Origin of the sequence: Klebsiella sp. CN_Kp106 (genome assembly GCF_040064575.1) — a bacterium.
Taxonomy (GTDB): Bacteria; Pseudomonadota; Gammaproteobacteria; order Enterobacterales; family Enterobacteriaceae; genus Klebsiella; species Klebsiella michiganensis.
In genome coordinates, this window is record NZ_JBEAIG010000002.1 from 142589 (window position 1) to 167082 (window position 24494).

Here is a 24494-nt window from a genome sequence, read left to right on the forward strand (position 1 = left end):
TGAGAACGCTAATTTTCTGCGTTCTCTTAAAAAATTAAAACTCTTTTCGCAACCAACTGTTGAGTCGTTTGATCCACGACCCGACCGTTACGCGTTTTTCCACCTCTGCTTCACCACTGAGATGAGATTCCTTCCCGTAGTGCAGCAGCCCAACCGCCGTCGAGTAATACGGCTCCTGGGCATAATCCGTTAATCCGGTAATATTCAGCGGCGCGCCAATTCTCACCTGCGTATGGAATACGCGCTGCGCACAGGCGGCAAGTCCTTCAATTTGCGCCGCACCGCCGGTTAATACAATGCCAGCCGCCAGGTGGTGCTTCACACCTTGTTGACGGAGCTGTTCCTGCAGCTGCAGGATCTCTTCATTCACCAGGTTGAGCAATTCGGTATAACGTGGCTCAATCACCTCGGCCAGCGTCTGACGCTGCAGACTACGAGGCGGACGCCCGCCCACGCTGGGGACTTCCACGTTCTCGTCTTTACCAACGATGGAACCCAGCGCACAGCCGTGACGCACTTTAATGGCTTCTGCGTCGCTCGGCGGCGTACCGAAAGCGTAGGCAATATCGCTGGTCACCACGTTGCCCGCGTACGGGATCACTTTGGTATGACGCAGCGCGCCGCCGGTATAGACCGCAATATCCATTGTACCACCGCCGATATCCACCACGCAGACACCCAGTTCACGTTCGTCTTCCGTTAATACGGAATAGCTGGCGGCTAAACCGGCGAAAATAAGCTGGTCGACTTTCAGACCGCAACGTTCCACCGCTTTGACAATATTTTTTGCCATATCGTTATGGCAGGTAATCAAATGCACTTTCGCCTGCATGCGTACGCCAGACAGTCCTACGGGGTTTTTAATCCCCTCCTGGTAGTCGATGGCGTACTCCTGCGGGATAACGTGCAAAACGCGATGCTCGTCGCGCACGCGAACCGATTTCGCGGTATGTACCACGTTCTCTACGTCGTCCTGCGTCACTTCTTCTTCAGAAATCGGCACCATACCGATTTCATTTTGACAGCTGATATGTTTGCCTGAAAGCGCCAGATAGACTGACGAGATCTGGCAATCCGCCATCAGTTCGGCCTGGTCAATGGCGCGCTGCACGCATTTCACCACGGATTCCAGGTCGTTCACTCCGCCTTTATCCATACCACGCGATGGGCAACTGCCCACGCCAATGATATTAATCATACCGTCGGGCAGAACTTCCCCTACTAAAGCGGCAACCTTAGCGGTGCCAATCTCCAGTCCAACTACCAGTTTTCTGTCCGTCGCCTTGATCATTGTTGTTCTGCCTGTGCCTGATTCTGTTGTTGTTGAGTTTCCTCTACAGGAGCCGGTACCCAACCGACTGCCGCTCCCGAGTCATAACGCAAATCAACGTAGCTTATCCGTTTGCCGTCGGTCTGCGCCTGCTGCTGAAGAACCGGGTAGAGTTCCATAAAGCGCTGAAGCCGTTTCATGGTGTCACCCCGGCCAAGGTTGAGCTTAATGTCGTTATTAAGCGTCAACTGCCAGGAGCGACGCGCGGTCATTGCCGCTACTTTCAACGTGAATTTATCCTTTGCCAGCACCTGCCCCATGTCGCGGTATCCCTGAAGGACTTCGTTCTCACTGCCTTCCGGGCCGTACAACATCGGTAAATTCTGTTTACTGGTGCGATCTGACGGCACGCTGAAAGAATTTCCGTCCACGTCTACCATATGCTGATCATTCCAGCGCGCTATCGGCACATATTCAACCAGATGAATCTTCAATTCGTCCGGCCACTGCTTTCTGACGCTCGCCTGCTTAATCCACGGCAGACGTTCAATCTGGCTTTGAATAATGTTGACGTCCTGCGTCATAAAGGTGCCCGGCGACCCCAATGCCAGAATCGCCTGACGGATATCATCGTTGCGCGTGTAGTGACGCTCACCGGTGACCACCATCTTTGACAGCGGTAACCGCTGTGCATCTTCCATCCAGCCCAGAACCATCCATCCGCTGACCAGCACGGTACAGAGCACCGCCAGCAGGAAGAAGATACCCGCCAGACGAGAGCCATTACTTCGACGCGAAGAGGTTTCGTCTTCCTCTTCGTGGTTCCGCGTATTCAGCGCAGCCTGCGACATATCACCCCGCCAGGTCCAGAATTCGTACAACAAGCTGCGAGAAGCTCATCCCTGCCTGACGCGCCGCCATGGGCACCAGGCTATGGCTGGTCATGCCAGGAGAGGTGTTTGCTTCCAGCAGATAAAACTGGCCATCGCTGTCCAGCATCACATCAATTCGCCCCCAGCCGTAACAGCCAAGACTATCCCAGGCTTTTTGCACCAGAGCCTGGATTTCTGCCTCGCGCGCGGAATCTTCCAGGCCAGGGCAGAAATATTGCGTTTCATCAGAGAGATACTTTGCTTCATAATCATAGAAGGTTCCAGCCGCCTGGATACGTATTGACGGTAAAATTTCTTCTCCGACGATAGCGACGGTAAATTCCGGCCCACTGAGCCATTTTTCAATCAGAACTTCGTCATCATGCTGAAAAGCCAGCGCCAATGCATTTTGTAATGCACAACTTTCGCTGACTTTGGACATACCGACGCTGGATCCTTCGCGACTGGGTTTAACAATCAACGGCAGTCCGAGGGCGGAAATCTGCTGTTCTACCTCAGCGGAAAGCCCCGCGGTAAACTGTTTACGCGTTAGCGCAACCCACGGCGCAACCGGCAGCCCGGCGCCCTGCCACAGCAGTTTGCTGCGCAGCTTATCCATTGAGATAGCGGAAGCCATCACGCCGCTGCCGGTATAGGGGAGTTGAATCAGCTCCAGCAGACCCTGCAACGTACCATCTTCACCGCCGCGACCGTGCAAGGCAATAAACGCTTTCTGAAAACCCATATTTTTCAATTGGGTAATATCCACGTCGCGCGGGTCGACCGGGTGCGCATCGACCCCGGCTTCGCGCAGGCCGGCGATCACCGCCGAACCTGAATTGAGAGAGACTTCACGTTCAGCGGAGGTTCCGCCAAAGAGGACCGCGATTTTATCAGCCATGGCGCTCCTCCTGCGATTTTTGCGGCTGCAATTTGATTTCCGCCAGGTGACGGGCGATTTTACCGATATTTCCCGCCCCCTGAACCAGCACCAGATCGTTGCCGGTCAATACTGAAGCCAGCATCTCTGCCGCCTGCGCCGGGTCGGAAACCAGAATCGGGTCGACTTTACCGCGGCCGCGAATCGTACGGCACAGCGAGCGGCTGTCGGCGCCAGGAATAGCGGCTTCGCCCGCGGAATAAACGTCCAGCATCAGCAGCGCGTCAACCTGGGTCAGCACGTTGGCGAAATCATCGTACAGATCGCGCGTACGGGTAAAACGGTGCGGCTGAAACAGCATCACCAGGTTTTTATCCGGCCAGCCCGCTCGCGCCGCTTTGATGGTGGCATCCACTTCCGTAGGATGATGACCATAATCATCGATCAGCATCGCGGTACCCTCTTTACCGTTAACTTCAGCTAAGGGGTATTCGCCAAGGAAATCAAAGCGACGGCCGGTGCCCTGGAAGCTTTCCAGCGCGCGCAAAATAGCGTCATCATCAATGCCCTCTTCCGTGGCAACGGCCACCGCCGCCGCCGCGTTCAGCGCGTTGTGGCGACCCGGTGCGTTCAGCGTCACCTGAATGACCTCTTTATCCTGGCGAACCAGACGGAAATGGCCCTGAGCGCCAACCTGACGATACTCTTCCACGCGAACGTCGGCATCATCGCTAAATCCGTAGGTGGTGAGCTGGCGGCCAACGCGCGGCAGCAGTTCACGAATCACCGGATCGTCCACGCACATCACCGCGCGTCCGTAGAACGGCAGATTGTGCAGGAAGTTAATAAACGTCTGCTTCAGGTTTTCGAAGTCGCCGTGGTAGGTATCCATATGATCGGCTTCGATATTGGTCACGATAGCGACCATCGGCTGTAAATGCAGGAACGAGGCGTCGCTTTCGTCCGCTTCGGCAATCAGGTAACGACTATGGCCAAGGCGCGCGTGCACGCCAGCGGCTTTGACCAGACCACCGTTCACGAAGGTAGGATCCAGCCCGGCTTCAGCGTAAATGCTCGAGACCATCGCCGTGGTTGTGGTCTTTCCGTGCGTGCCGGCAATGGCAATACCGTGGCGAAAACGCATCAGCTCCGCCAGCATCTCGGCGCGGCGAATAACCGGAATACGCGCTTCGTGGGCGGCGACGATTTCCGGGTTATCCGCAGAAATCGCGCTGGAAACCACGACAACGCTCGCATCGCGCACGTTTTCAGGGCGATGGTTGAAATAAATAGTGGCGCCAAGCTGAGTCAACTGCTGGGTCACCGGATTCGGCGCCAGGTCGGAGCCGCTAATCTGATAACCTTCGTTGGCCAGAACTTCGGCAATACCGCCCATGCCGGCACCGCCAATGCCAACAAAGTGAATGTGCCGGACGCGACGCATCTCGGGCACTATGGAACGCAGTTTTGCCAGATCTTGTGTATTCATTCTTTACGCCATCAACTTCTTTATTCGGACGGTGATCATCACCGCGATTAACGCGCCAGTGCTGCGGCGCTCACTTCTTCTGCTACCCGTTCGGTCGCGTCCGGAATCGAGGCTCTGCGCGCTCGCTCCGCCATATCCAGCAGCGTCTCGCGATCCCAACCCGCCAAGGTTTGCGCGACGGCCTCCACGGTAAACTGCGGCTGCTCAAGGATCTTCGCTGCCCCTGCCTTCTCTAACGGCAGCGCATTCCAGTACTGCTGACGATCTTTGTGCTGAAAAGGCACAAACAGCGCCGGTAAACCCGCGGCGGCAATTTCGCTCACCGTCAGCGCCCCGGAACGACATACGACAACATCGGCCCAGGCATAAGCCGCCGCCATGTCGTCAATAAATTCGGTGACTTTGTGCTGCGGCTGGCCGGCGTCGGAATAAGCCTGCTGTACGCTCTCCTGGCCCCCTTTACCGCTCTGGTGCCAGATGGTGACAGCAGAACCCAGCTTCGCCGCCACCTGCGGCATCGTCTGATTGAGCACGCGCGCGCCCTGCGAGCCGCCGACGACCAATACGCGAATCGGCCCCTGACGCCCGACTAACCGCTGTTCCGGCAGCGGCAGCGCCAGCACATCGGTACGAACCGGGTTGCCAACAACGTCGGCATGCGGGAAAGCGCCGGGAAATGCCTGCATGACCTTTTTGGCAATTTTCGCCAGCCATTTATTCGTCAGGCCGGCAATCCCGTTCTGTTCATGCAGGACAACCGGGATCCCCAGCGACCATGCCGCCAGACCGCCGGGTCCGGAAACATAGCCGCCCATGCCCAGCACCACGTCCGGCTGAAAACGCTGCATAATCGCTCGCGCCTGACGCCAGGCGTTGAAAATACGCACCGGCGCCAGCATCTGCGCCTTCAGGCCCTTGCCGCGCAGGCCGGATATCTGAATGAAATCAATTTCAATGCCGTGCTTCGGCACTAAATCCGCTTCCATACGATCCGCGGTACCCAGCCAGCGGACCTGCCAGCCCTGGTCCATTAAATGGTGCGCAACCGCCAGTCCCGGGAACACGTGTCCGCCGGTACCGCCTGCCATCACCATTAAGCGCTTTTCCTGACCGCTCATCGAACACCCCGTGTAAACGCCTGGGCTTTTTCCAGACGCGTTTCATAATCAATTCGTAACAGCAACATGATCGCCGTCGACATAATCAGCAGGCTCGAACCGCCGTAACTGATCAGCGGCAGCGTCAGGCCTTTGGTTGGCAGCATCCCCGCCGCCGCGCCGACGTTAACCAGCGCCTGAAAGCTAAACCAGATCCCAATGGCGCAGGCCAGAAATCCGGAGAAACGGTGGTCAATCTCCAGCGCTTTGCGGCCAATGGACATGGCGCGAAAAGCGACGAAGAATACCATTAAAAGTGCGAGTACCACACCGATATAACCGAGCTCTTCACCGATAATGGCGAAGATGAAATCGGTGTGCGCCTCGGGCAAATACTCCAGCTTCTGGACCGAATTGCCCAGGCCCTGCCCCCACATTTCGCCGCGACCAAAGGCCATCAGCGACTGGGTTAGCTGGTAGCCGCTGCCGAACGGATCTTCCCACGGGTTCCAGAAAGAGGTCACGCGGCGGATACGGTACGGTTCAGCCAGAATCAGCAGTACGACCGCCGAAAGCCCCATCCCGATAATGGCGATGAACTGCCACAGCTTGGCTCCCGCCAGGAACAGCATGGCCAGGGTGGTCACAAACAGCACGACGACGGTACCGAGGTCAGGCTGCGCCAGCAGTAAAATCGCCAGTACGAAAATCACGCCCATCGGCTTTAAGAAGCCGCGCAGGTTGTTACGCACTTCGTCGCCTTTACGCACGAGGTAGTTGGCGATGTAGCAGAACAGCGACAGCTTGGTAAACTCCGCAGGCTGGATACGCAGCGGCCCCAGCGCAATCCAGCGCGACGCCCCGTTAACCGAGCTACCGACCACCAGAACAATCAGCAGCATGACGATAGAGGCGATCAGCATCGCGGTACTATGGCGCTGCCAGAACTCCATCGGCAGGCGCAGCGTCACCATCGCCAGCCCTAGCGCCAGCAGAATGTATAAGCCATCGCGCTTGGCAAACAGAAACGGATCGTTCGCCAGACGCTGGCCTACCGGCATCGACGCCGAGGTCACCATAATGAAGCCGATTGCGGCCAGGCCAAAGGTCAGCCACAGCAGCATCCGGTCATACATCACCAGGCTATCAGTATCTTTTTGCCGCGAGCCCATCACCCAGCCTTTCAGCGCGGCGAACAGCCATGCGAAAATAAACATTCCCGGCAGACGCGGCAGTCTCAGCCGTGGCATTTTCAGGCGCGGGAGTGATAAACGCATCAACCTAACTCCTTCGCCAGGCGAGCAAAGATGTCGCCGCGTTGTTCAAAGTTTTTAAACTGATCGAGGCTGGCGCACGCGGGAGACAGCAGCACCATATCGCCCGCGACAACCTGCGGCGCAATCTGGCGCATCGCCTGCTCCATGGTTTCCGTTTGCACGGCGACGTCCGGGCGAAGGGCCGCCAGCTGCGCGCCGTCGCGGCCGAAGGAGTACAGGCGAACGTTGTCGCCGGTCAGGTAACGGCTTAACGGCGTGAAATCAGCGGATTTCCCATCGCCGCCCAGCAGCAGATAGAGCGTTCCATCAAGATGCAGCCCATTGAGCGCCGCTTCGGTACTGCCGACGTTGGTGGCTTTAGAATCGTTGATCCAGCGCACGCCGTTGTGCTCCAGCACCAGCTGGAAACGATGCGCCAGCCCGGTGAATGTGGTCAGCGCTTTCAGGCTACTGGCGCGCGGCAGACCCACCGCGTCCGCCAGAGCCAGGGCCGCAAGCGCGTTACTGTAGTTATGCTGGCCGCTAATCTTCATCTCTTTGACGTTGAGCACTTTCTCGCCTTTGACGCGCAGCCAGGTTTCTCCCTGCTGGCGGTTCAGGTGATAGTCGCCAACGTCAACGCCGAAGCTGATGCAGCGATCGTCAGCGCCGCGTACCGGCATGGTTAACGCATCGTCGGCATTGACGATACAGGCCCGCGCATTCTCATAAACGCGCAGTTTGGCGGCGCGATACTGCTGAAGCCCCAGCGGATAGCGGTCCATATGATCTTCGGTGACGTTAAGGATCGTCGCCGCGGCCGCCCGCAGGCTGGAGGTGGTTTCCAGCTGGAAGCTGGAAAGCTCCAGGACATAGAGTTCGCGCTCAGGATCCAGCAGCATCAGCGCCGGCAGGCCAATATTGCCCCCGACGCCAACGTTCAACCCCGCCGCTTTCGCCATTTCTCCCACAAGGGAAGTCACGGTGCTTTTACCGTTGGAACCGGTGATCGCAATAATCGGCGCCTGCGCCTCGCGGCAGAACAGTTCAATATCGCCGACTATTTCTACCCCCGCATCCGCCGCGGCGCTCAGGGAAGGATGCGCCAGCGCGATGCCAGGGCTGGCAACAATCAGGTCCGCCGTCAACAGCCAGTCTTCGTTCAGACCGCCGACATAGCGCTCAACGGCTTCCGGCAGCTTATCCAGCCCCGCCGGAGCAACGCGGGTATCCATCACCCGCGGCGTCACGCCGCGAGCCATGAAAAAGTCCACGCATGACAGGCCGGTCATACCCAGCCCAATAATGACGACTTTTTTACCCTGATAATCTGCCATGATTAACGTACCTTCAGCGTCGCCAGGCCAATCAGCACCAGCATCAGCGAAATAATCCAGAAACGCACGATAACGCGCGGTTCCGGCCAGCCTTTCAGTTCATAGTGATGGTGAATCGGCGCCATGCGGAAGATGCGCTGACCGCGCAGCTTGAAGGAGCCGACCTGCAGAATCACCGAGAGCGTTTCCACCACAAATACGCCGCCCATAATCACCAGCAGGAATTCCTGGCGCAGCAGCACGGCGATAATCCCCAGCGCGCCGCCGAGTGCCAGCGAACCCACATCGCCCATAAAGACCTGTGCCGGATAGGTGTTAAACCACAGGAAGCCCAGGCCCGCGCCGACAATCGCCGTACAGACGATCACCAGTTCACCGGCGTGACGCAAATAAGGGATATGCAGGTAGTTGGCGAAATTCATGTTCCCGGTCGCCCAGGCAACCAGCGCGAAGCCGGCGGCAACGAATACGGTTGGCATAATCGCCAGCCCATCAAGGCCGTCGGTCAGGTTGACCGCATTACCGGTCCCGACGATAACAAAATAGGCCAGCAGGACGTAGAACAGGCCCAGCTGCGGCATCACGTCTTTAAAGAACGGCACCACCAGCTGAGTCGCCGGCGTATCTTTACCCGCCATATACAGCGCAAAGGCGACGCCCAGCGCAATCACCGACATCCAGAAGTATTTCCAGCGGGCAATCAGGCCCTTGGTATCTTTGCGAACCACCTTACGGTAGTCATCAACGAAGCCGATGATGCCGTAGCCCACCAGTACCGTCAGCACGCACCAGACGTAGGGGTTAGATGGATAGGCCCACAGCAGAACGGAGACAACAATGGCGGTCAGGATCATGATCCCGCCCATGGTCGGCGTACCGCGCTTACTAAAGTGAGATTCCGGGCCATCGTTACGTACAACCTGGCCAAAGGAGAGTTTTTGCAGACGGGCGATCATGCGCGGGCCCATCCACAGAGAGATGAACAGCGCGGTCAGCAGGCTGACAATGGCGCGAAACGTCAGGTAGGAAAAGACGTTAAAGCCTGAATAATATTTGACCAAATGTTCGGCCAGCCATACTAACATGTTCCGTTCTCCTGTAATGCGCGTACTACCACTTCCATGGCGGCACTACGTGAACCCTTCACTAAAATGGTCATAATTTTATGTTCTGCGGTGAGCTCGCGCAGGCGGGTCACCAGCGTGGCCTTCTCGCTAAAATGTTCGCCAACGCCGCTGGCGCCGCTGATCTCTGCGCTCAACGTACCGACGCTCAGTACGCGATCGAGCCCGGCCGCTTTTGCCGCTTCGCCCACCTGACGATGGCACGCCTGGCTTTCCGCGCCGAGTTCGGCCATATCGCCGACGACCAGTACCCGGTAGCCCGGCATCTCAGACAGCACCTGTACCGCAGCGGTCAGCGAGCCGACGTTGGCGTTATAGGAATCATCCAGCAGCAGCTGGCTGTCGGTCAGCTGAATCGGGAATAACCGCCCCGGTACCGCTTGCAGATCTTTCAGACCCGCTTTGATCGCCTCATGCGTCGCCCCCACCGCCATTGACAGCGCCGCGGCAGCCAGCGCGTTGGCGATGTTATGGCGCCCCGGCAGCGGTAGCAGTACATCAACGCTGCCCGTTGGGGTCTGCAGAGTAAATTCAGTCCCGTGCGACGTCACATGAACGTTGGTTGCCGTGAAATCGCTGTGGGCGGCGTTCGGCGAAAAACGCCAGGTTTTACGCTCGCCAATCACGCTTTGCCAGTTCAGCCAGTCATTATTGTCGGCGTTCATAATCGCGATGCCGTTGAGCGGCAGACCGGTGTAAATTTCGCCCTTGGCTTTCGCCACGCCTTCCAGAGATCCAAAGCCTTCCAGGTGCGCGGCGGCCAGGTTATTCACTAACGCGGCTTCGGGACGGGTCAGGCTAACGGTCCAGGCAATTTCCCCCTGGTGATTAGCGCCTAACTCGATGACCGCGTAGTCATGTTCTTTGGTGAGACGCAGCAGCGTCATCGGCACGCCGATATCGTTGTTCAGGTTACCTGCGGTATACAGCGTATTGCCGCACTGGCTCAGAATCGCCGCGGTCATCTCTTTAACCGAGGTTTTTCCGGAAGATCCGGTCAGCGCGACCACGCGCGCCGGCACCTGCTGACGCACCCACGCGGCCAGTTCGCCAAACGCCAGACGCGTATCCTTCACCACCACCTGCGGTAGATCGCAGGCCAGCTGACGGCTGACCAACAGCGCACCCGCGCCGGCAGCTTTCGCCTGTTCGGCAAAGTCATGCGCATCAAAGCGCTCGCCTTTTAGCGCCACGAACAGGCAGCCCGCCGTGATTTTACGGGTATCGGAGGTGACGTCATCAATCGCCACATCGCGGCCGTGCAGCTCGCCATGCGTGATGCCGGCGAGCTGGCTGAGAGTCAAGCGAATCATGCTACCGCCCCCAGCAGACGCGCTACGGTGACGCGGTCAGAGTAATCGAGTCGGCGATTGCCGACGATTTGATAGTCCTCGTGGCCTTTGCCCGCCACCAGAACGACGTCGTTTTCTTTCGCCTGCATCACCGCATTAGTGACCGCTTCCGCACGACCTTCCACCGCCCTGGCATGGCCCGCGTCCAGCATGCCGGCCAGAATGTCGTTGATAATCGCCCGCGGCTCTTCGGTGCGCGGGTTGTCGTCGGTGACAACCACGATATCGGCAAACTCTTCGGCGATAGCGCCCATCAGCGGACGCTTGCCTTTGTCGCGATCCCCGCCGCAGCCAAATACGCACCACAGTTTACCGCGACAGTGCAGACGCGCCGCCTGCAGCGCTTTTTCCAGCGCATCAGGCGTGTGGGCGTAATCAACGACCACGGTCGGTTTACCCGGCGCGGCGAACACTTCCATACGCCCGCATACCGGCTGCAGGCGCGCGGCGGTTTTCAGCAGATCGGCAAGCGGATAGCCCAGCGCCAGCAGGGTGGCTAAGGCCAGCAGCAGATTGCTGACGTTAAAGGCGCCCATCAGGCGGCTTTCGATCTCGCCGTTCCCCCAGCTGGAGGCAAACTGAATGGTGGCGCCGCTATCGTGATAGCTCACGGCGGTCGCTTTGAGCCAGCGGCCCCGGCAGTTCGGGTTAATGTGATCTTCCATCGATACGGCAACCGCATCCGGCAGCTTCGCCAGCCAGCGGCGACCGACTTCATCGTCCGCATTAACAATCGCCTGCCCGCAATGGTGGGTTGAGTAGAGCAGCCATTTCGCCGCTTCGTAATGTTCCATATCACCGTGGTAATCGAGGTGATCGCGGCTCAGGTTGGTGAAGACCGAGGCGGCAAACTGCAGCGCGGCTACGCGATGCTGCACCAGCCCGTGGGAAGAGACTTCCATCGCGGCGAACGTCGCCCCCTGCCCTACCAGGCCAGAGAGTACGTGTTGAACATCAACGGCCGAACCGGTGGTGTTTTCCGTTGGGATAACTTTCTCCAGCAGGCCATTGCCTACGGTTCCCATTACCGCGCTGGTTTCCCCCAGCAACTGCGCCCACTGCGCCAGCAGCTGTGTCGTGGTGGTCTTGCCGTTAGTCCCGGTGACGCCCACCAGGCGCAGTTGTTCCGAAGGCTGATGGTAAAAACGCCCGGCCAGCGCGGATAAGCGCTCGTTGAGTTGGCTCAGATAGATAACCGGCACACCGTGCATTTCACGGATTTCGCCGTCATGGGCCTCATCTTTGGCCTCAGCAATAATGGCAGCAACACCTTGCGCTATCGCCTGCGGGATATAACGACGCCCGTCCGCCTGATGACCTAAAACCGCGACAAAAAGATCGCCAGAAGCAGCCACCCGGCTGTCCAGCGTCATTTCTCGCAGAATTCGCTCCGGCGCATTTGGCACCCACGGAGCGAGAAGGTCGCGCAAATTACGATCTGCCACCTGTTCCCTCGCCTTGATTAATCACTAATTCACTTTTTTCAGCCGTTGCCAGCGCATCCGGTTCAATGTTCATGGTGCGCAGTACGCCGCCCATGATGGCACCGAAGACCGGCGCGGAAACGGCGCCGCCGTAGTATTTACCCGCCTGCGGATCGTTGATCACCACCACCAGCGCAAAGCGCGGATGGCTGGCGGGCGCAACGCCTGCGGTGTAAGCAATGTATTTGTTGATGTAGCGGCCGTCGGGCCCTACTTTTTTCGCCGTACCGGTTTTAATGGCGATGCGATAGCCTTTGATCGCCGCCTTCACGCCGCCGCCGCCGGGCAGCGCCACGCTTTCCATCATATGAACAACGGTACGAACGAGTGATTCCGGGAAGACGCGCTCGCCCGGAACCGGTGGATCAACTTTGGTAATCGATAGCGGGCGATAGATGCCGTAGCTGCCGATCGTTGCGTAGACTCGCGCTAACTGTAACGGGGTTACCATTAGCCCATAGCCGAAAGAAAAGGTGGCCCTCTCTATGTCAGACCACCGTTGTTTTTGAGGGTATAAGCCACTGCGTTCTCCGACCAACCCCAAATTGGTCGCTTTTCCGAGTCCAAAACGTGAGTAAGTATCTACTAACGCTGAGGACGGCATCGCTAACGCCAGCTTAGAAACACCGACGTTACTCGACTTCTGTAGTACCCCGGTCAGGGTCAATTCGCTGTAGCGCGCCACGTCTTTGATTTCGTGGCCGTTAATTCGATAGGGAATGGTGTTCAGTACGGTATTTTCGTTAACAATGCCGCGCTGAAGCGCGGTCATCACCACCATCGGCTTCACCGTTGAACCCGGCTCAAACACGTCGGTAATGGCGCGGTTACGCATCGTATCTTTGGAGGTGCCCGCGAAATTATTCGGGTTGTACGACGGGCTGTTGGCCATCGCCAGCACTTCGCCGGTGTTAACGTCGACCAGAACCGCGGTACCTGACTCCGCTTTGTTGAACGCCACCGCATTATTCAGCTCGCGATACACCAGTGCCTGCAGGCGTTCGTCAATGCTCAGCGCCAGGTTATGCGCGGCCTGGCTATCGGTGGACGAAATATCTTCGATTACCCGACCATAGCGGTCTTTACGCACGATACGCTCGCCGGGCTGGCCGGTAAGCCACTTATCAAAGCTCTTCTCTACGCCCTCAATCCCCTGGCTATCGACGTTAGTGAAGCCAATGAGGTGAGCGGTTACTTCGCCAGACGGATAGTAGCGGCGGGACTCTTCCCGCAGATGAATCCCCGGCAGCTTCAATTTACGGATGTAGTCGGCCATATCAGGGTTCACCTGACGCGCCAGATAGATAAAACGCATCCGTGGATTGGTATTGATGCGCGATGCCAGCTGATCCAGCGGCATATTCAGCGCATCGGCCAGCGCCTTCCAGCGGTTGTCCAGGGTCACGCCCCCGGCTTCATGCAGCTCTTTCGGGTCAGCCCAGATAGCTTTTACCGGCACGCTCACCGCCAGCGGGCGGCCGGAACGATCGGTTATCATTCCGCGCGCGGTAGAGACTTCCTGCACGCGCAGAGAACGCATATCGCCCTGGCGTACCAGCATGTCCGGGCTAATCACCTGTAACCAAGCCACGCGGCCCAGCAGGAAGCCCAGCGCCAGCAGAATACAGCCGCACAGCAACGCAAAACGCCAACTGATAAAGTTGGCCTGTTCTTCCTGACGTTTTGCTTTTGGCGTTTTCGGCGCTGCTTTCATGCGTCGCAATAATCCTTATTTCTGTACAACGATATTTTCTTGTGATGGATCGACGTGCTGCATCTGCAGCTTCTCGGTCGCGATCCGCTCAACCCGACTGTGATCGCCGAGAGCATTTTCTTCGAGGATCAGGTTGCGCCATTCAATATCCAGCGCGTCGCGTTCCAGCACCAGCTGTTCGCGCTGCGCGGTTAAGAGGCGAGTATGGTGCGCCGTTGTCACCACCGTAATCGCCGTAATAATGATGCAAATGAACAGGCAGAGTGGCAGCTTCCCAAACCGCAGAAGGTCGTCTCCGATCACGCCAGGCAAAGCATGGCGCTCGTTGCTTCCTATCGACCCTTTCACCTTGCTTAGGGCTTCTGTCACTCTGCCGATCATGCGTTCGTCCTCTCTGCAATACGCAGAACTGAACTACGGGCACGAGGATTTTCAGCTACCTCTTTTTCGCCCGGCATCAACTTGCCTAATGCTCTTAACTCACGACCGCCCAGTTTTTTAAGCTGCTCTTCGGTCATCGGTAACCCTGCCGGAACCTGCGGACCGCGGCTTTGCTCGCGCATAAAGCGCTTCACAATACGGTCTTCCAGCGAGTGGAAACTGATGATTGAGAGCCGCCCGCCCGGGGCCAGCACGCTGAGCGAGCTTTTTAGCGCCTGCTCTATCTCCTCCAGTTCACTGTTCACCCAAATGCGCACCGCCTGGAAGGTACGGGTCGCGGGATGTTTGAATTTATCTTTCACCGGCGTCGCCGCCGCAACGACCTCCGCCAGCTCTTTGGTACGCGTCATCGGTTCCACGCGGTTGCGTTCGACGATGGCGCGGGCAATGCGTTTACCAAAGCGCTCTTCGCCGAAGGTTTTGATGACCCAGGCGATATCGGCTTCGTCGGCGGTTTGTAGCCATTCAGCGGCTGACTGGCCGCGCGTCGGATCCATGCGCATATCCAGCGGACCATCGCGCATAAAAGAGAAGCCACGTTCAGCGTCATCCAGCTGCGGTGAAGAGACGCCAAGATCGAGCAGAATACCGTCGATCTTGCCGGTTAGATTGCGCTCGCCAACATAGTCGGCCAGCTGAGAAAAAGGACCATGAACGATGGAAAAGCGGGGATCATCGATAGTTTTCGCGACGGCGATAGCCTGCGGGTCGCGATCGATCGCCAGCAGGCGTCCCTCCGCTCCCAGCTGGGAGAGAATCAGGCGCGAGTGACCGCCGCGGCCAAAGGTACCATCAATGTAGATACCGTCAGGACGAATATTCAGGCCGTTAACGGCTTCATCCAGAAGTACCGTAGTGTGTTTATAATTTTCCATCATTTTACAAAGACAAATCCTGCAGGCGCTCCGACAGTTCCCCGGAAGCGGACTGCTCAGCGTCGATATCTTCCTTGACCCGTTGATACCAGGTCGTTTCGTCCCACAGTTCAAACTTATTGAACTGCCCGACCAGCATCACTTCTTTTGTCAGCCCGGCGTGTTGCCGCAGCACCGGGGCGATTAATAGCCTCCCGGCGCTATCCATCTGACATTCGCTGGCATGTCCCAGAAGCAAACGCTGTACGCGCCGCTCGGTGGGGTTCATGCTCGATAAACGCGATAATTTTTGCTCGATGATTTCCCATTCAGGCAAAGGGTAAAGCAGCAGGCACGGGTGATGGATGTCAATGGTGCATACCAATTGACCGGAAGCGTTCTCGATCAGCCCGTCGCGGTAGCGCGTCGGTACGGCCAGACGGCCTTTACTGTCGAGATTGACTAACGTTGCCCCACGGAACATGCCAGCCTCACCCCTTTTCGCCACTTTACCCCACAAATTCCCACAAGAAGGAGTTTACGGAGCGGAGGAAAAGCTTGTCAAGCCAGCACGGATGCCAACAGAGCTCAAAAACCCATTATTTACAGCCGATATTCGCCCTGAGGAAAAATCAACCAACAAACGAGGCAAATTAACGTTATGAATATCGGTAAGAAAACAACCAACAAACTTGTAACAGTTAAAGCAGCAAAATATCTTCGAAGGGAAAATATAAAGTGTCAGTTTGCGACGCGAGCGGCATTTTAGGCCATTCTGATGACCGTTAACAGCACCAGTTTTCACAGGAGAGGCACTCTTACTGCGGGGTACAGCGCTTATCGCTACCATAATAGCGAGGAAATGAGTGTTAATTCAGCAACTCACCTGCTGAATGTAACAAAATAATACAAATAAATACGCTAATCCTTTTATGGGCTAATTAAACCGTGGAATAAATGGCACGAAGAATAAAATTAAAAGAGATGTCAGGAAGATTAAGGATTTGTCTGAAAGATCCTTAACCCTGCAATTTTTACGTCATCTCAGCGCATTATCGCCAGACGCGTCTCCGTCTGGCGAATGCTCTACGAATAATCCTGGTCACGCGCTTAGCGGCGATTCAGGCTGCCGCGACGATAAAGATTGCGCCGGATACGGCTTAACCCTGGTTTCGGCTTACGCGGTTCATCAAGGCTGGCGAGCACGATCTCCAGCACGCGCTCCGCCACGTCGCGGTGGCGCTGGGCCACGGCTAAAACGGGACACTGGAGGAAATCCAGCAGCTCATTATCGCCAAAAGTGGCAATAGCCAGCTCGGAAGGCAGCTTCCCTTCCCGGCGCAGCGTGACGTCCATCACGCCCTGCAGCAGCGGAAACGAAGTCGTAAACAGCGCCTGAGGCATTGGATGCGTTTCCAGCCACTTTTCAAAGAGCTGCGCCGCGGCTTCGCGCTCGTAGCTGTTTGCATAGAGGAAATGCACCTCTCGCGGATCGTCCTTCCATGCCGTACGGAATCCCTGCTCGCGCAGGAAGCTCACCGAAAGCTCCGGCAGCGCGCCAAGGTACAGCACCGTTTCAGCCGGAAACTTACGCAATTCCGCCCCGAGCATTTCAGCATCGTCCTGATCGGCGCCCACCACGCTGGTGAAGTGCTCTCGATCTAGCGCGCGGTCGAGCGCGACAATCGGGAACGGATCGTTAGCCCAGCGCTGATAGAACGGATGTTCAGGCGGTAATGAGGTGGAAACGATTATCGCGTCGACCTGACGCTGCAGCAGATGCTCAATGCAGCGCATTTCGTTATCCGGCTGATCCTCGGAGCAGGCGATCAATAGCTGATAGCCGCGCTGGCGCGCCTGACGCTCCAGGTAATTAGCGATGCGCGTATAGCTGGTGTTTTCCAGGTCCGGGATAACCAGACCAATGGACCGCGTACGTCCTGCACGCAAGCCTGCAGCAACCGCATTCGGATGATAGTTGTGCTCACGAACCACCGCCATCACCTTTTCAACAGTTTTATCGCTAACGCGATACTGCTTCGCTTTCCCATTAATCACATAGCTAGCGGTCGTTCGCGAGACACCGGCCAGCCGGGCGATTTCATCCAGTTTCACAATTGCCCCTTGGGTAATAAGTACAGAACATAACCATTCTTCAGGTATGGATTCGTTTTTATAACATCTAAGCGCAGAAAAGTAAGCGCAGCAACCGCTTTAGTCCACAGTTCCCACCGATTTCGCAAAAAAATAGCCCGACAGGCTGTGTCGGGCTATTTTTACGTCGGTTTCAGCGGCTCAGCGCATGATTTTGTCGCCGCGCGACAATCCGACTACGCCCGAGCGGGCGACTTCAACAATTCGCGCCACGTCGCGCAGCGAAGCCAAAAACGCATCCAGCTTATCGCTGGTTCCCGCCAGCTGAACGGTATAGATAGACGGCGTGACGTCGATAATTTGCCCACGGAAGATTTCCGTATTGCGCTTGACCTCATCGCGTCCATAGCCGCTGGCCTGGACCTTCACCAGCATAATTTCACGCTCAACGTGCGCGCCTTGTCCGAGCTCGTTAACGCGCAGCACGTCGACCAGCTTGTGCAGCTGCTTTTCTATCTGCTCAATCGCTTTCTCATCGCCAACGGTTTGAATCGTCATTCTGGATAACGTCGGATCGTCCGTCGGCGCTACCGTCAGGCTTTCAATATTATAACCGCGCTGTGAAAAGAGGCCGATCACGCGGGATAGCGCGCCCGATTCGTTCTCCAGTAATACTGATAATATCCGGCGCATAATCAGGTCCTCTCCGTTTTGCTCAGCCACATCTCGTCCATACCGCCGCCGCGAATCTGCATGGGGTATACATGCTCACTGCCGTCAACCGTTACATCAACGAAAACCAGTCGATTATTACGCACCTGCTCCAGCGCCTCAGCGAGCTTCGCTTCCAGCTCCTGCGGGTCGCTGATACGAATCCCCACGTGGCCGTAGGCTTCCGCGACGCGAGCAAAATCAGGCAATGACTCCATATAGGATTGTGAATGACGGCCAGAGTAAAGCATATCCTGCCACTGCTTCACCATCCCGAGGTAGCGGTTATTGAGGTTCAGCACCAGTACCGGCAGCTCGTACTGCAGCGCGGTGGAGAGCTCCTGAATATTCATCTGGATGCTGCCATCGCCGGTCACGCAAATCACCGTTTCTTCCGGCAGCGCCATCTTCACGCCCAGCGCGGCGGGAAGGCCAAATCCCATCGTTCCCAGACCACCTGAGTTGATCCAGCGCCGCGGTTTGTCGAAAGGATAATAAAGCGCCGCGAACATCTGATGCTGACCCACATCGGACGTCACGTACGCATCGCCGTGCGTCAGCCGCCAGATGGTCTCAATTACCGCCTGCGGTTTAATCTTGCCGCTTTGCGTGTCGTACTGCAGGCAATGACGCGCGCGCCACTGCTCAATCTGCTGCCACCAGTCGCGGATTTCATCCAGCGGCTGCTGAGTCTCTTCATGGTCGAGCAGTTCCAGCATCTGTTCCAGTACCAGGCGGGCGTCGCCAACGATAGGCACGTCGGCAGGAACGGTCTTGGATATCGAAGTGGGATCGATATCAATATGCAGCACCGTCGCGTTCGGACAGTACCTGGCCAGATTATTCGTTGTACGATCGTCGAAGCGCACGCCAACGGCGAAAATCACGTCGGAATGGTGCATGGTCATATTGGCTTCATAGGTCCCATGCATGCCCAGCATCCCTAACGCCTGCTGGTGCGAGGCAGGGAAGGCGCCCAGCCCCATCAGCGAAGACGCCACCGGCAGCTTCAGTTTCTCAACCAGCGCGAACAGCTGCGGTTCACATTGCGCATTAATCGCCCCGCCACCGACGTAAACCACCGGTTTTTTGGCCGCCACCAGCGTCTGCAGCGCACGTTTAATCTGCCCTTTATGACCCGACGTCGTCGGATTATAAGAGCGCATGCTGACCGTATCTGGCCAGGCGTACGGCAGTTTTTTCGCCGGATTGAGAATATCTTTCGGTAGATCCACGACGACCGGGCCGGGACGCCCGCTGGCCGCCAGCCAGAACGCTTTTTTCAGCACGCCGGGAATATCTTCGGTTTGCTTAACCAGAAAGCTGTGTTTTACCACCGGTCGGGAGATCCCCACCATGTCGCACTCCTGGAAAGCATCGTAGCCAATTAAGGACGTCGCGACCTGGCCGGAAAGAATCACCAGCGGAATGGAATCCATATAAGCCGTCGCAATGCCGGTAATCGCGTTAGTCGCCCCCGGACCCGAGGTCACCAGGACTACCCCGACCTCGCCCGTTGCGCGCGCAAGGCCATCCGCCATATGCACGGCAGCTTGCTCATGGCGGACCAGTACGTGATCGATTCCGCCAAGGGTATGTAACGCATCATAGATATCGAGGACCGCGCCCCCGGGATAACCGAACACCTGCTTGACGCCCTGATCGACCAGCGACTGGACGACCATTTCGGCTCCTGACAACATCTCCATGGTTTGCCTCCCGGCTTATAGTTTTTAACGACAGCGGAATCCGATTTCCGCGCGCTCGCACAAGACGAAGCGCAAAAGCTTCGTCCTGAGGTGAATAGACTGCATGCCGTTACCATAACTGCTCGCTAACGGGCAGGCAATTAGCGACCGTCGGCACCTAAGAGGCATTAAAAGGATAAAAGAAAGGTTCGCAGCTAAAACACGGTGAAAAACTTCGGAGATAAGAAAATATGATAGTCAATGCTCGGGGAAAATAACCAACTACAGCAAATCATCCATTTTTTAACGGGCAGCGCCGGGGGCGGACAAGCGCAAACAGAATAAAATTCTACGTTTAGTGATTTTTGTCACACAAAGCAGGAGCCGAAGCCCCCGTTTGTATCGCGACCGTTTAGCGCTGGCAGATATTGACCAGCAATTCTTCCATCCACTGATGCCCTTTATCACGGCCCGCCGCTTCATGCCATGAAAGATAGCAGGTACGGCTATTCACTTTCAGCGGCAACGGTAATATTTGCAGATCCAGCTTATCGGCAAACTCGCTGGCTAACCAGCGCGGTGCGATAGCAACCATATTGGTCTGGGAAACCACATTTAATACGCTGACCATCGCGTTACCTTGATAAGCAATACGCGATTGTTTATCCGCGGTGTCATACCACGGCTGGCTAAATGAAGCGTAGCGATCGAGCGCGACAACCGCGTGCTCCTCCTGATAAATATCATTTTCCATCATTGGGCCAGAAATACGCGGATGTTTCCGGCTCGCCACCAGCACCATTTCATCTTTAAATAAAGGCACGCAGGCAAACTCAGGGCGACGAAACTCTTCATAACCAATAACGAATTCAATTTCCTGATAACGTAATTGATGTTCCGTGTTTTGATTCAATGCCGATTTAAAGACCAAATGAATGTTGGGCGCAATCTCGCCAACTTTATTGAAAATAACCGAAGTCAATGCATTATCCAGCGGGCTGCAAACGCATAAATTAAAGACCCGCTCGCTGCTGAGCGGCTCGAAGCCCGAGCCCGGCAACTCGTTCTGCACTAATTGTAATGCCTGTCGTACAGAACCAAATAGCTGATAAGCACGCGCCGTTGGCTGGATACCGCGCCCATAACGAACAAACAGCTCATCATTAAACATCACCTTCAGTCTTGATACGGCATTGCTGACCGCCGGCTGCGACATCCCCAGGGAGTGTGCCGCACGGGTGATATTTTGTTCCTGCATTACCGCATCAAATACGGTTAACAGATTCAGGTCGACCATTCTCAGCTGAGGTTTTGCGTTTTCCACCTCTGAGTCCGGCTTATATTCAGTATTTTCTTTTAACATATTTAACTCCACTGTCACGCTAAATTCCCTTTGCCAAAGTGCAGTAATTAATTCTGAAAATATCATTTACCATGCATATGACATTTACAAAAGGGCAAAGATGAATTTTAGGAATATATTAAGGTTATGAGTGGCGACGAAAATTCTGCAGTTGAACGTACTCGCAACCCCCTAACCATATTGTTTACTTGATAAAACCAAGTGTACCCATAAATATCAAAAATAAACAATAACAGCAGCGGTTAACTATAATTTAAGCACTATTACAATATCGGTTTAAGCCGCCCTTAACATTCACATTTTATTATCATTGATAATTCCCCCTTACAAACATGGACACATTCAGCAAACAAATAAATTCAGCTATTTCATTAAGATATGATTCTGGCCAGGCGCGCTATCCTTGCGGCTCTCAGCGAAAATCAAAATTATCAAATAGTGAAAATATCTCAACATGCGCTGATGTCCTAAAAAGGATCATCGGCAAAAAAGCGCGATCGTCAGCACAATTAGCTAATTCTTCTCGCGGGTAAAAAGACCTTTTGTTCACCCAAGGGTTGACATCAAACCCCATATCCAGTAACTCTAAATGCATAACGATTTCATCTGGAGCATGACGCAATGATTCGCAGCATTCGCTTTCTCAGCCTACTACTACTAAACGCATCCATTTTGCGCGGTAGGCTGTTGGGCGACGTTCATCGTTAAGTCATCTTCCAGCAAGACTATAAAACCCGCGCCAATGCGCGGGTTTTTTTATGCTCGTAAGCAAGGCGCCAGGACACAGACCAAGGATCTAAACCATGAGCCAGCAAGTCATTATTTTCGATACGACCTTACGCGACGGTGAACAAGCGTTACAAGCCAGCCTGAGTGTGAAAGAGAAACTGCAGATTGCTATGGCCCTGGAGCGGATGGGCGTTGACGTCATGGAAGTGGGCTTCCCAGTCTCGTCTCCAGGCGACTTTGAATCCGTGCAAACCATCGCGCGCACGATCAAAAACAGCCGCGTTTGCGCCCTGGCCCGCTGCGTAGAAAAAGATATCGATGTTGCAGCAGAATCATTAAAAGTGGCGGAAGCGTTCCGTATTCACACTTTTATCGCCACCTCGCCGATGCATATCGCCACCAAGCTGCGCAGTAACCTGGATGAGGTTATTGAACGTGCCATCTATATGGTGAAGCGCGCACGCAACTACACTGACGATGTCGAGTTTTCCTGTGAAGACGCTGGCCGTACGCCGATTGCCGATCTGGCTCGCGTCGTTGAAGCCGCGATTAATGCAGGCGCAACAACCATCAATATTCCGGATACCGTCGGCTACACCATGCCGTTCGAATTCGCCAACATCATCACCGGTTTGTACGAACGCGTGCCTAACATCGACAAAGCCATTATCTCCGTCCATACCCATGACGACTTAGGCATCGCGGTCGGTAACGCCCTCGCAGCGGTCCACGCCGGCGCTCGCCAGGTCGAAGGCGCGATGAACGGTATCGGCGAACGCGCCGGCAACTGCTCGCTGGAAGAAGTGATCATGGCGATTAAAGTGCGCAAAGACATTATGAATGTGCACACCCGCATTAATCACCAGGAAATATGGCGTACCAGCCAGAACGTCAGCCAGATTTGCAATATGCCGATCCCTGCCAACAAAGCTATCGTCGGAACCGGCGCCTTTGCCCACTCTTCCGGTATTCACCAGGACGGCGTGCTGAAGAATCGCGAAAACTACGAAATCATGACGCCGGAATCTATCGGCCTGAACCAGGTGCAGCTGAACCTGACCTCACGCTCCGGCCGCGCGGCGGTGAAACACCGTATGGAAGAGATGGGCTATAAAGACACCGACTACAACATGGACCATCTGTATGACGCGTTCCTCAAGCTGGCGGATAAAAAGGGCCAGGTATTTGACTATGACCTGGAAGCATTAGCCTTCATTAATAAACAGCAGGAAGAACCGGAGCATTTCCGCCTGGATTACTTCAGCGTGCAGTCCGGCTCCAGCGATATCGCAACCGCCTCCGTGAAGCTGGCATGCGGTGATGAAACAAAAGCTGAGGCCGCCAACGGTAACGGCCCGGTGGACGCCATTTATCAGGCCATTAACCGCATCACCGGCTATGAGATTGAGCTGGTCAAATATGACCTCAACGCCAAGGGTCAGGGTAAGGATGCGCTGGGCCAGGTGGACATCGTGGCGAACTACAACGGCCGCCGCTTCCACGGCGTGGGTCTGGCGACGGATATCGTGGAATCTTCCGCGAAAGCCATGGTTCACGTCCTGAACAATATCTGGCGCGCCGCTGAAGTCGAAAAAGAATTGCAACGCAAAGCTCAGAATAAAGAGAACAATAAGGAAACCGTGTAATGTCGAAGAATTACCATATTGCTGTTTTACCAGGTGATGGTATTGGCCCGGAAGTCATGAACCAGGCGATGAAAGTACTGGAAGCCGTTCGCCACCGTTTTGATATGCGCATTACCACCAGCCAGCACGACGTCGGCGGTGTCGCCATCGATCGTCAGGGCACTCCCCTGCCGCAGACTACCGTCGAAGGCTGCGAACAGGCCGACGCGATCCTGTTTGGCTCCGTTGGCGGACCGAAATGGGAGCACCTGCCGCCCGCGGAGCAGCCGGAGCGCGGTGCGCTGCTGCCCCTGCGTAAGCATTTCAAATTATTCAGCAACCTGCGCCCGGCTAAGCTGTACCAGGGCCTGGAAGAGTTTTGCCCGCTGCGCGCCGATATCGCCGCTAACGGCTTCGACATTTTATGCGTCCGCGAACTGACCGGCGGCATTTACTTCGGCCAGCCGAAAGGCCGTGAAGGCAGCGGCCAGCATGAGAAAGCGTTCGATACCGAGGTGTATCATCGCTTTGAGATTGAGCGTATCGCCCATATTGCGTTCGAGTCCGCCCGCAAGCGTCGCCACAAAGTGACCTCGATTGATAAAGCGAACGTGCTGCAGTCTTCTATTTTGTGGCGTGAAATCGTTAGTGAAGTCAGTAAGCAGTATCCTGACGTTGAGCTGTCGCATATGTATATCGACAACGCCACCATGCAGCTGATCAAAGATCCGTCCCAGTTTGACGTCCTGCTGTGCTCCAATCTTTTCGGCGACATCCTGTCTGACGAATGCGCCATGATTACCGGTTCAATGGGCATGCTGCCGTCCGCCAGCCTCAACGAGCAAGGCTTTGGTTTATATGAACCCGCAGGCGGCTCCGCGCCGGATATCGCCGGTAAAAACATCGCTAACCCCATCGCGCAGATCCTCTCCCTGGCGCTGCTGCTGCGCTATAGCCTGGATGCCGATAACGCGGCAACCGCGATTGAAAATGCGATCAACCGCGCATTAGAAGAAGGCGTACGCACCGGCGATTTAGCGCGCGGCGCGACGGCGGTCAGTACCGATGAAATGGGCGATATCATTGCCCGCTATGTCGCTGAAGGGGTGTAATC

At 55.9% G+C, this 24494-nt stretch carries 20 protein-coding genes; 2 read left to right on the forward strand and 18 right to left on the reverse strand.

Annotated features, from left to right (window positions below):
- Window positions 1-34 precede the first annotated feature (34 nt).
- From ftsA to leuO, 18 genes are all read right to left on the reverse strand, one after another.
- Complete coding sequence (gene ftsA, locus ABLU96_RS02565) at window positions 35-1291, reverse strand: cell division protein FtsA (protein ID WP_004098594.1); 1257 nt, start codon at window positions 1289-1291, stop codon at window positions 35-37.
- Window positions 1288-2121 carry a cell division protein FtsQ gene (ftsQ, locus tag ABLU96_RS02570; RefSeq protein ID WP_014227923.1) on the reverse strand — a complete coding sequence of 278 codons (834 nt, stop codon included), beginning with the start codon at window positions 2119-2121 and terminating at the stop codon, window positions 1288-1290. Before ftsQ ends, ftsA begins: the two co-directional genes overlap by 4 nt.
- Window position 2122: 1 nt before the next feature.
- Entirely contained in the window at window positions 2123-3043 is a 921-nt protein-coding gene (locus ABLU96_RS02575; protein WP_046877801.1) for a D-alanine--D-alanine ligase, read from the reverse strand.
- A complete protein-coding gene (gene murC, locus ABLU96_RS02580; protein ID WP_014227921.1) occupies window positions 3036-4511 on the reverse strand; it encodes a UDP-N-acetylmuramate--L-alanine ligase in 1476 nt (491 codons plus the stop codon). Before murC ends, ABLU96_RS02575 begins: the two co-directional genes overlap by 8 nt.
- Before the next feature lie 47 nt (window positions 4512-4558).
- Window positions 4559-5629, reverse strand: a complete 1071-nt coding sequence (murG, locus tag ABLU96_RS02585) for an undecaprenyldiphospho-muramoylpentapeptide beta-N-acetylglucosaminyltransferase (RefSeq protein WP_014837405.1) — start codon at window positions 5627-5629, stop codon at window positions 4559-4561.
- Window positions 5626-6885 carry a cell division protein FtsW gene (gene ftsW / locus ABLU96_RS02590; protein WP_004098587.1) on the reverse strand — a complete coding sequence of 420 codons (1260 nt, stop codon included), beginning with the start codon at window positions 6883-6885 and terminating at the stop codon, window positions 5626-5628. Before ftsW ends, murG begins: the two co-directional genes overlap by 4 nt.
- Window positions 6885-8201: a UDP-N-acetylmuramoyl-L-alanine--D-glutamate ligase gene (murD, locus tag ABLU96_RS02595; protein ID WP_064405761.1), complete on the reverse strand. Its 1317-nt coding sequence runs from the start codon at window positions 8199-8201 to the stop codon at window positions 6885-6887. The genes ftsW and murD overlap by 1 nt, the downstream gene beginning before the upstream one ends.
- A 2-nt stretch (window positions 8202-8203) precedes the next feature.
- Window positions 8204-9286, reverse strand: coding sequence for a phospho-N-acetylmuramoyl-pentapeptide-transferase (mraY, locus tag ABLU96_RS02600; RefSeq protein ID WP_004098585.1), 1083 nt, complete (start codon window positions 9284-9286; stop codon window positions 8204-8206).
- Window positions 9280-10638: a UDP-N-acetylmuramoyl-tripeptide--D-alanyl-D-alanine ligase gene (gene murF / locus ABLU96_RS02605; RefSeq protein ID WP_049102339.1), complete on the reverse strand. Its 1359-nt coding sequence runs from the start codon at window positions 10636-10638 to the stop codon at window positions 9280-9282. Before murF ends, mraY begins: the two co-directional genes overlap by 7 nt.
- Window positions 10635-12122, reverse strand: a complete 1488-nt coding sequence (murE, locus tag ABLU96_RS02610) for a UDP-N-acetylmuramoyl-L-alanyl-D-glutamate--2,6-diaminopimelate ligase (protein ID WP_064405764.1) — start codon at window positions 12120-12122, stop codon at window positions 10635-10637. Before murE ends, murF begins: the two co-directional genes overlap by 4 nt.
- A complete protein-coding gene (locus ABLU96_RS02615) occupies window positions 12109-13875 on the reverse strand; it encodes a peptidoglycan glycosyltransferase FtsI (protein WP_004098582.1) in 1767 nt (588 codons plus the stop codon). Before ABLU96_RS02615 ends, murE begins: the two co-directional genes overlap by 14 nt.
- 15 nt (window positions 13876-13890) lie before the next feature.
- Window positions 13891-14256: a cell division protein FtsL gene (gene ftsL / locus ABLU96_RS02620; protein ID WP_002888550.1), complete on the reverse strand. Its 366-nt coding sequence runs from the start codon at window positions 14254-14256 to the stop codon at window positions 13891-13893.
- Complete coding sequence (gene rsmH / locus ABLU96_RS02625) at window positions 14253-15194, reverse strand: 16S rRNA (cytosine(1402)-N(4))-methyltransferase RsmH (protein ID WP_004098579.1); 942 nt, start codon at window positions 15192-15194, stop codon at window positions 14253-14255. The genes ftsL and rsmH overlap by 4 nt, the downstream gene beginning before the upstream one ends.
- Before the next feature lies 1 nt (window position 15195).
- Window positions 15196-15654: a division/cell wall cluster transcriptional repressor MraZ gene (gene mraZ / locus ABLU96_RS02630; protein ID WP_009654608.1), complete on the reverse strand. Its 459-nt coding sequence runs from the start codon at window positions 15652-15654 to the stop codon at window positions 15196-15198.
- A gap of 626 nt (window positions 15655-16280) precedes the next feature.
- Window positions 16281-17285, reverse strand: coding sequence for a catabolite repressor/activator (gene cra, locus ABLU96_RS02635; protein WP_004098577.1), 1005 nt, complete (start codon window positions 17283-17285; stop codon window positions 16281-16283).
- 180 nt (window positions 17286-17465) lie between these two features.
- On the reverse strand, window positions 17466-17957 hold the full coding sequence (ilvN, locus tag ABLU96_RS02640) for an acetolactate synthase small subunit (RefSeq protein WP_004098573.1): 492 nt from the start codon (window positions 17955-17957) through the stop codon (window positions 17466-17468).
- 2 nt (window positions 17958-17959) lie between these two features.
- Window positions 17960-19684 (reverse strand): acetolactate synthase 3 large subunit, encoded by a 1725-nt coding sequence (gene ilvI / locus ABLU96_RS02645; RefSeq protein ID WP_025106489.1) that lies wholly within the window; start codon window positions 19682-19684, stop codon window positions 17960-17962.
- Between the two features lie 391 nt (window positions 19685-20075).
- Entirely contained in the window at window positions 20076-21044 is a 969-nt protein-coding gene (leuO, locus tag ABLU96_RS02650) for a transcriptional regulator LeuO (RefSeq protein ID WP_086073947.1), read from the reverse strand.
- Window positions 21045-21829: 785 nt separating this feature from the next.
- Here leuO and leuA point away from each other — a divergent pair.
- Window positions 21830-23401, forward strand: a complete 1572-nt coding sequence (gene leuA, locus ABLU96_RS02655; protein ID WP_064405766.1) for a 2-isopropylmalate synthase — start codon at window positions 21830-21832, stop codon at window positions 23399-23401.
- Entirely contained in the window at window positions 23401-24492 is a 1092-nt protein-coding gene (leuB, locus tag ABLU96_RS02660) for a 3-isopropylmalate dehydrogenase (protein WP_025106488.1), read from the forward strand. The genes leuA and leuB overlap by 1 nt, the downstream gene beginning before the upstream one ends.
- Window positions 24493-24494: the final 2 nt, after the last annotated feature.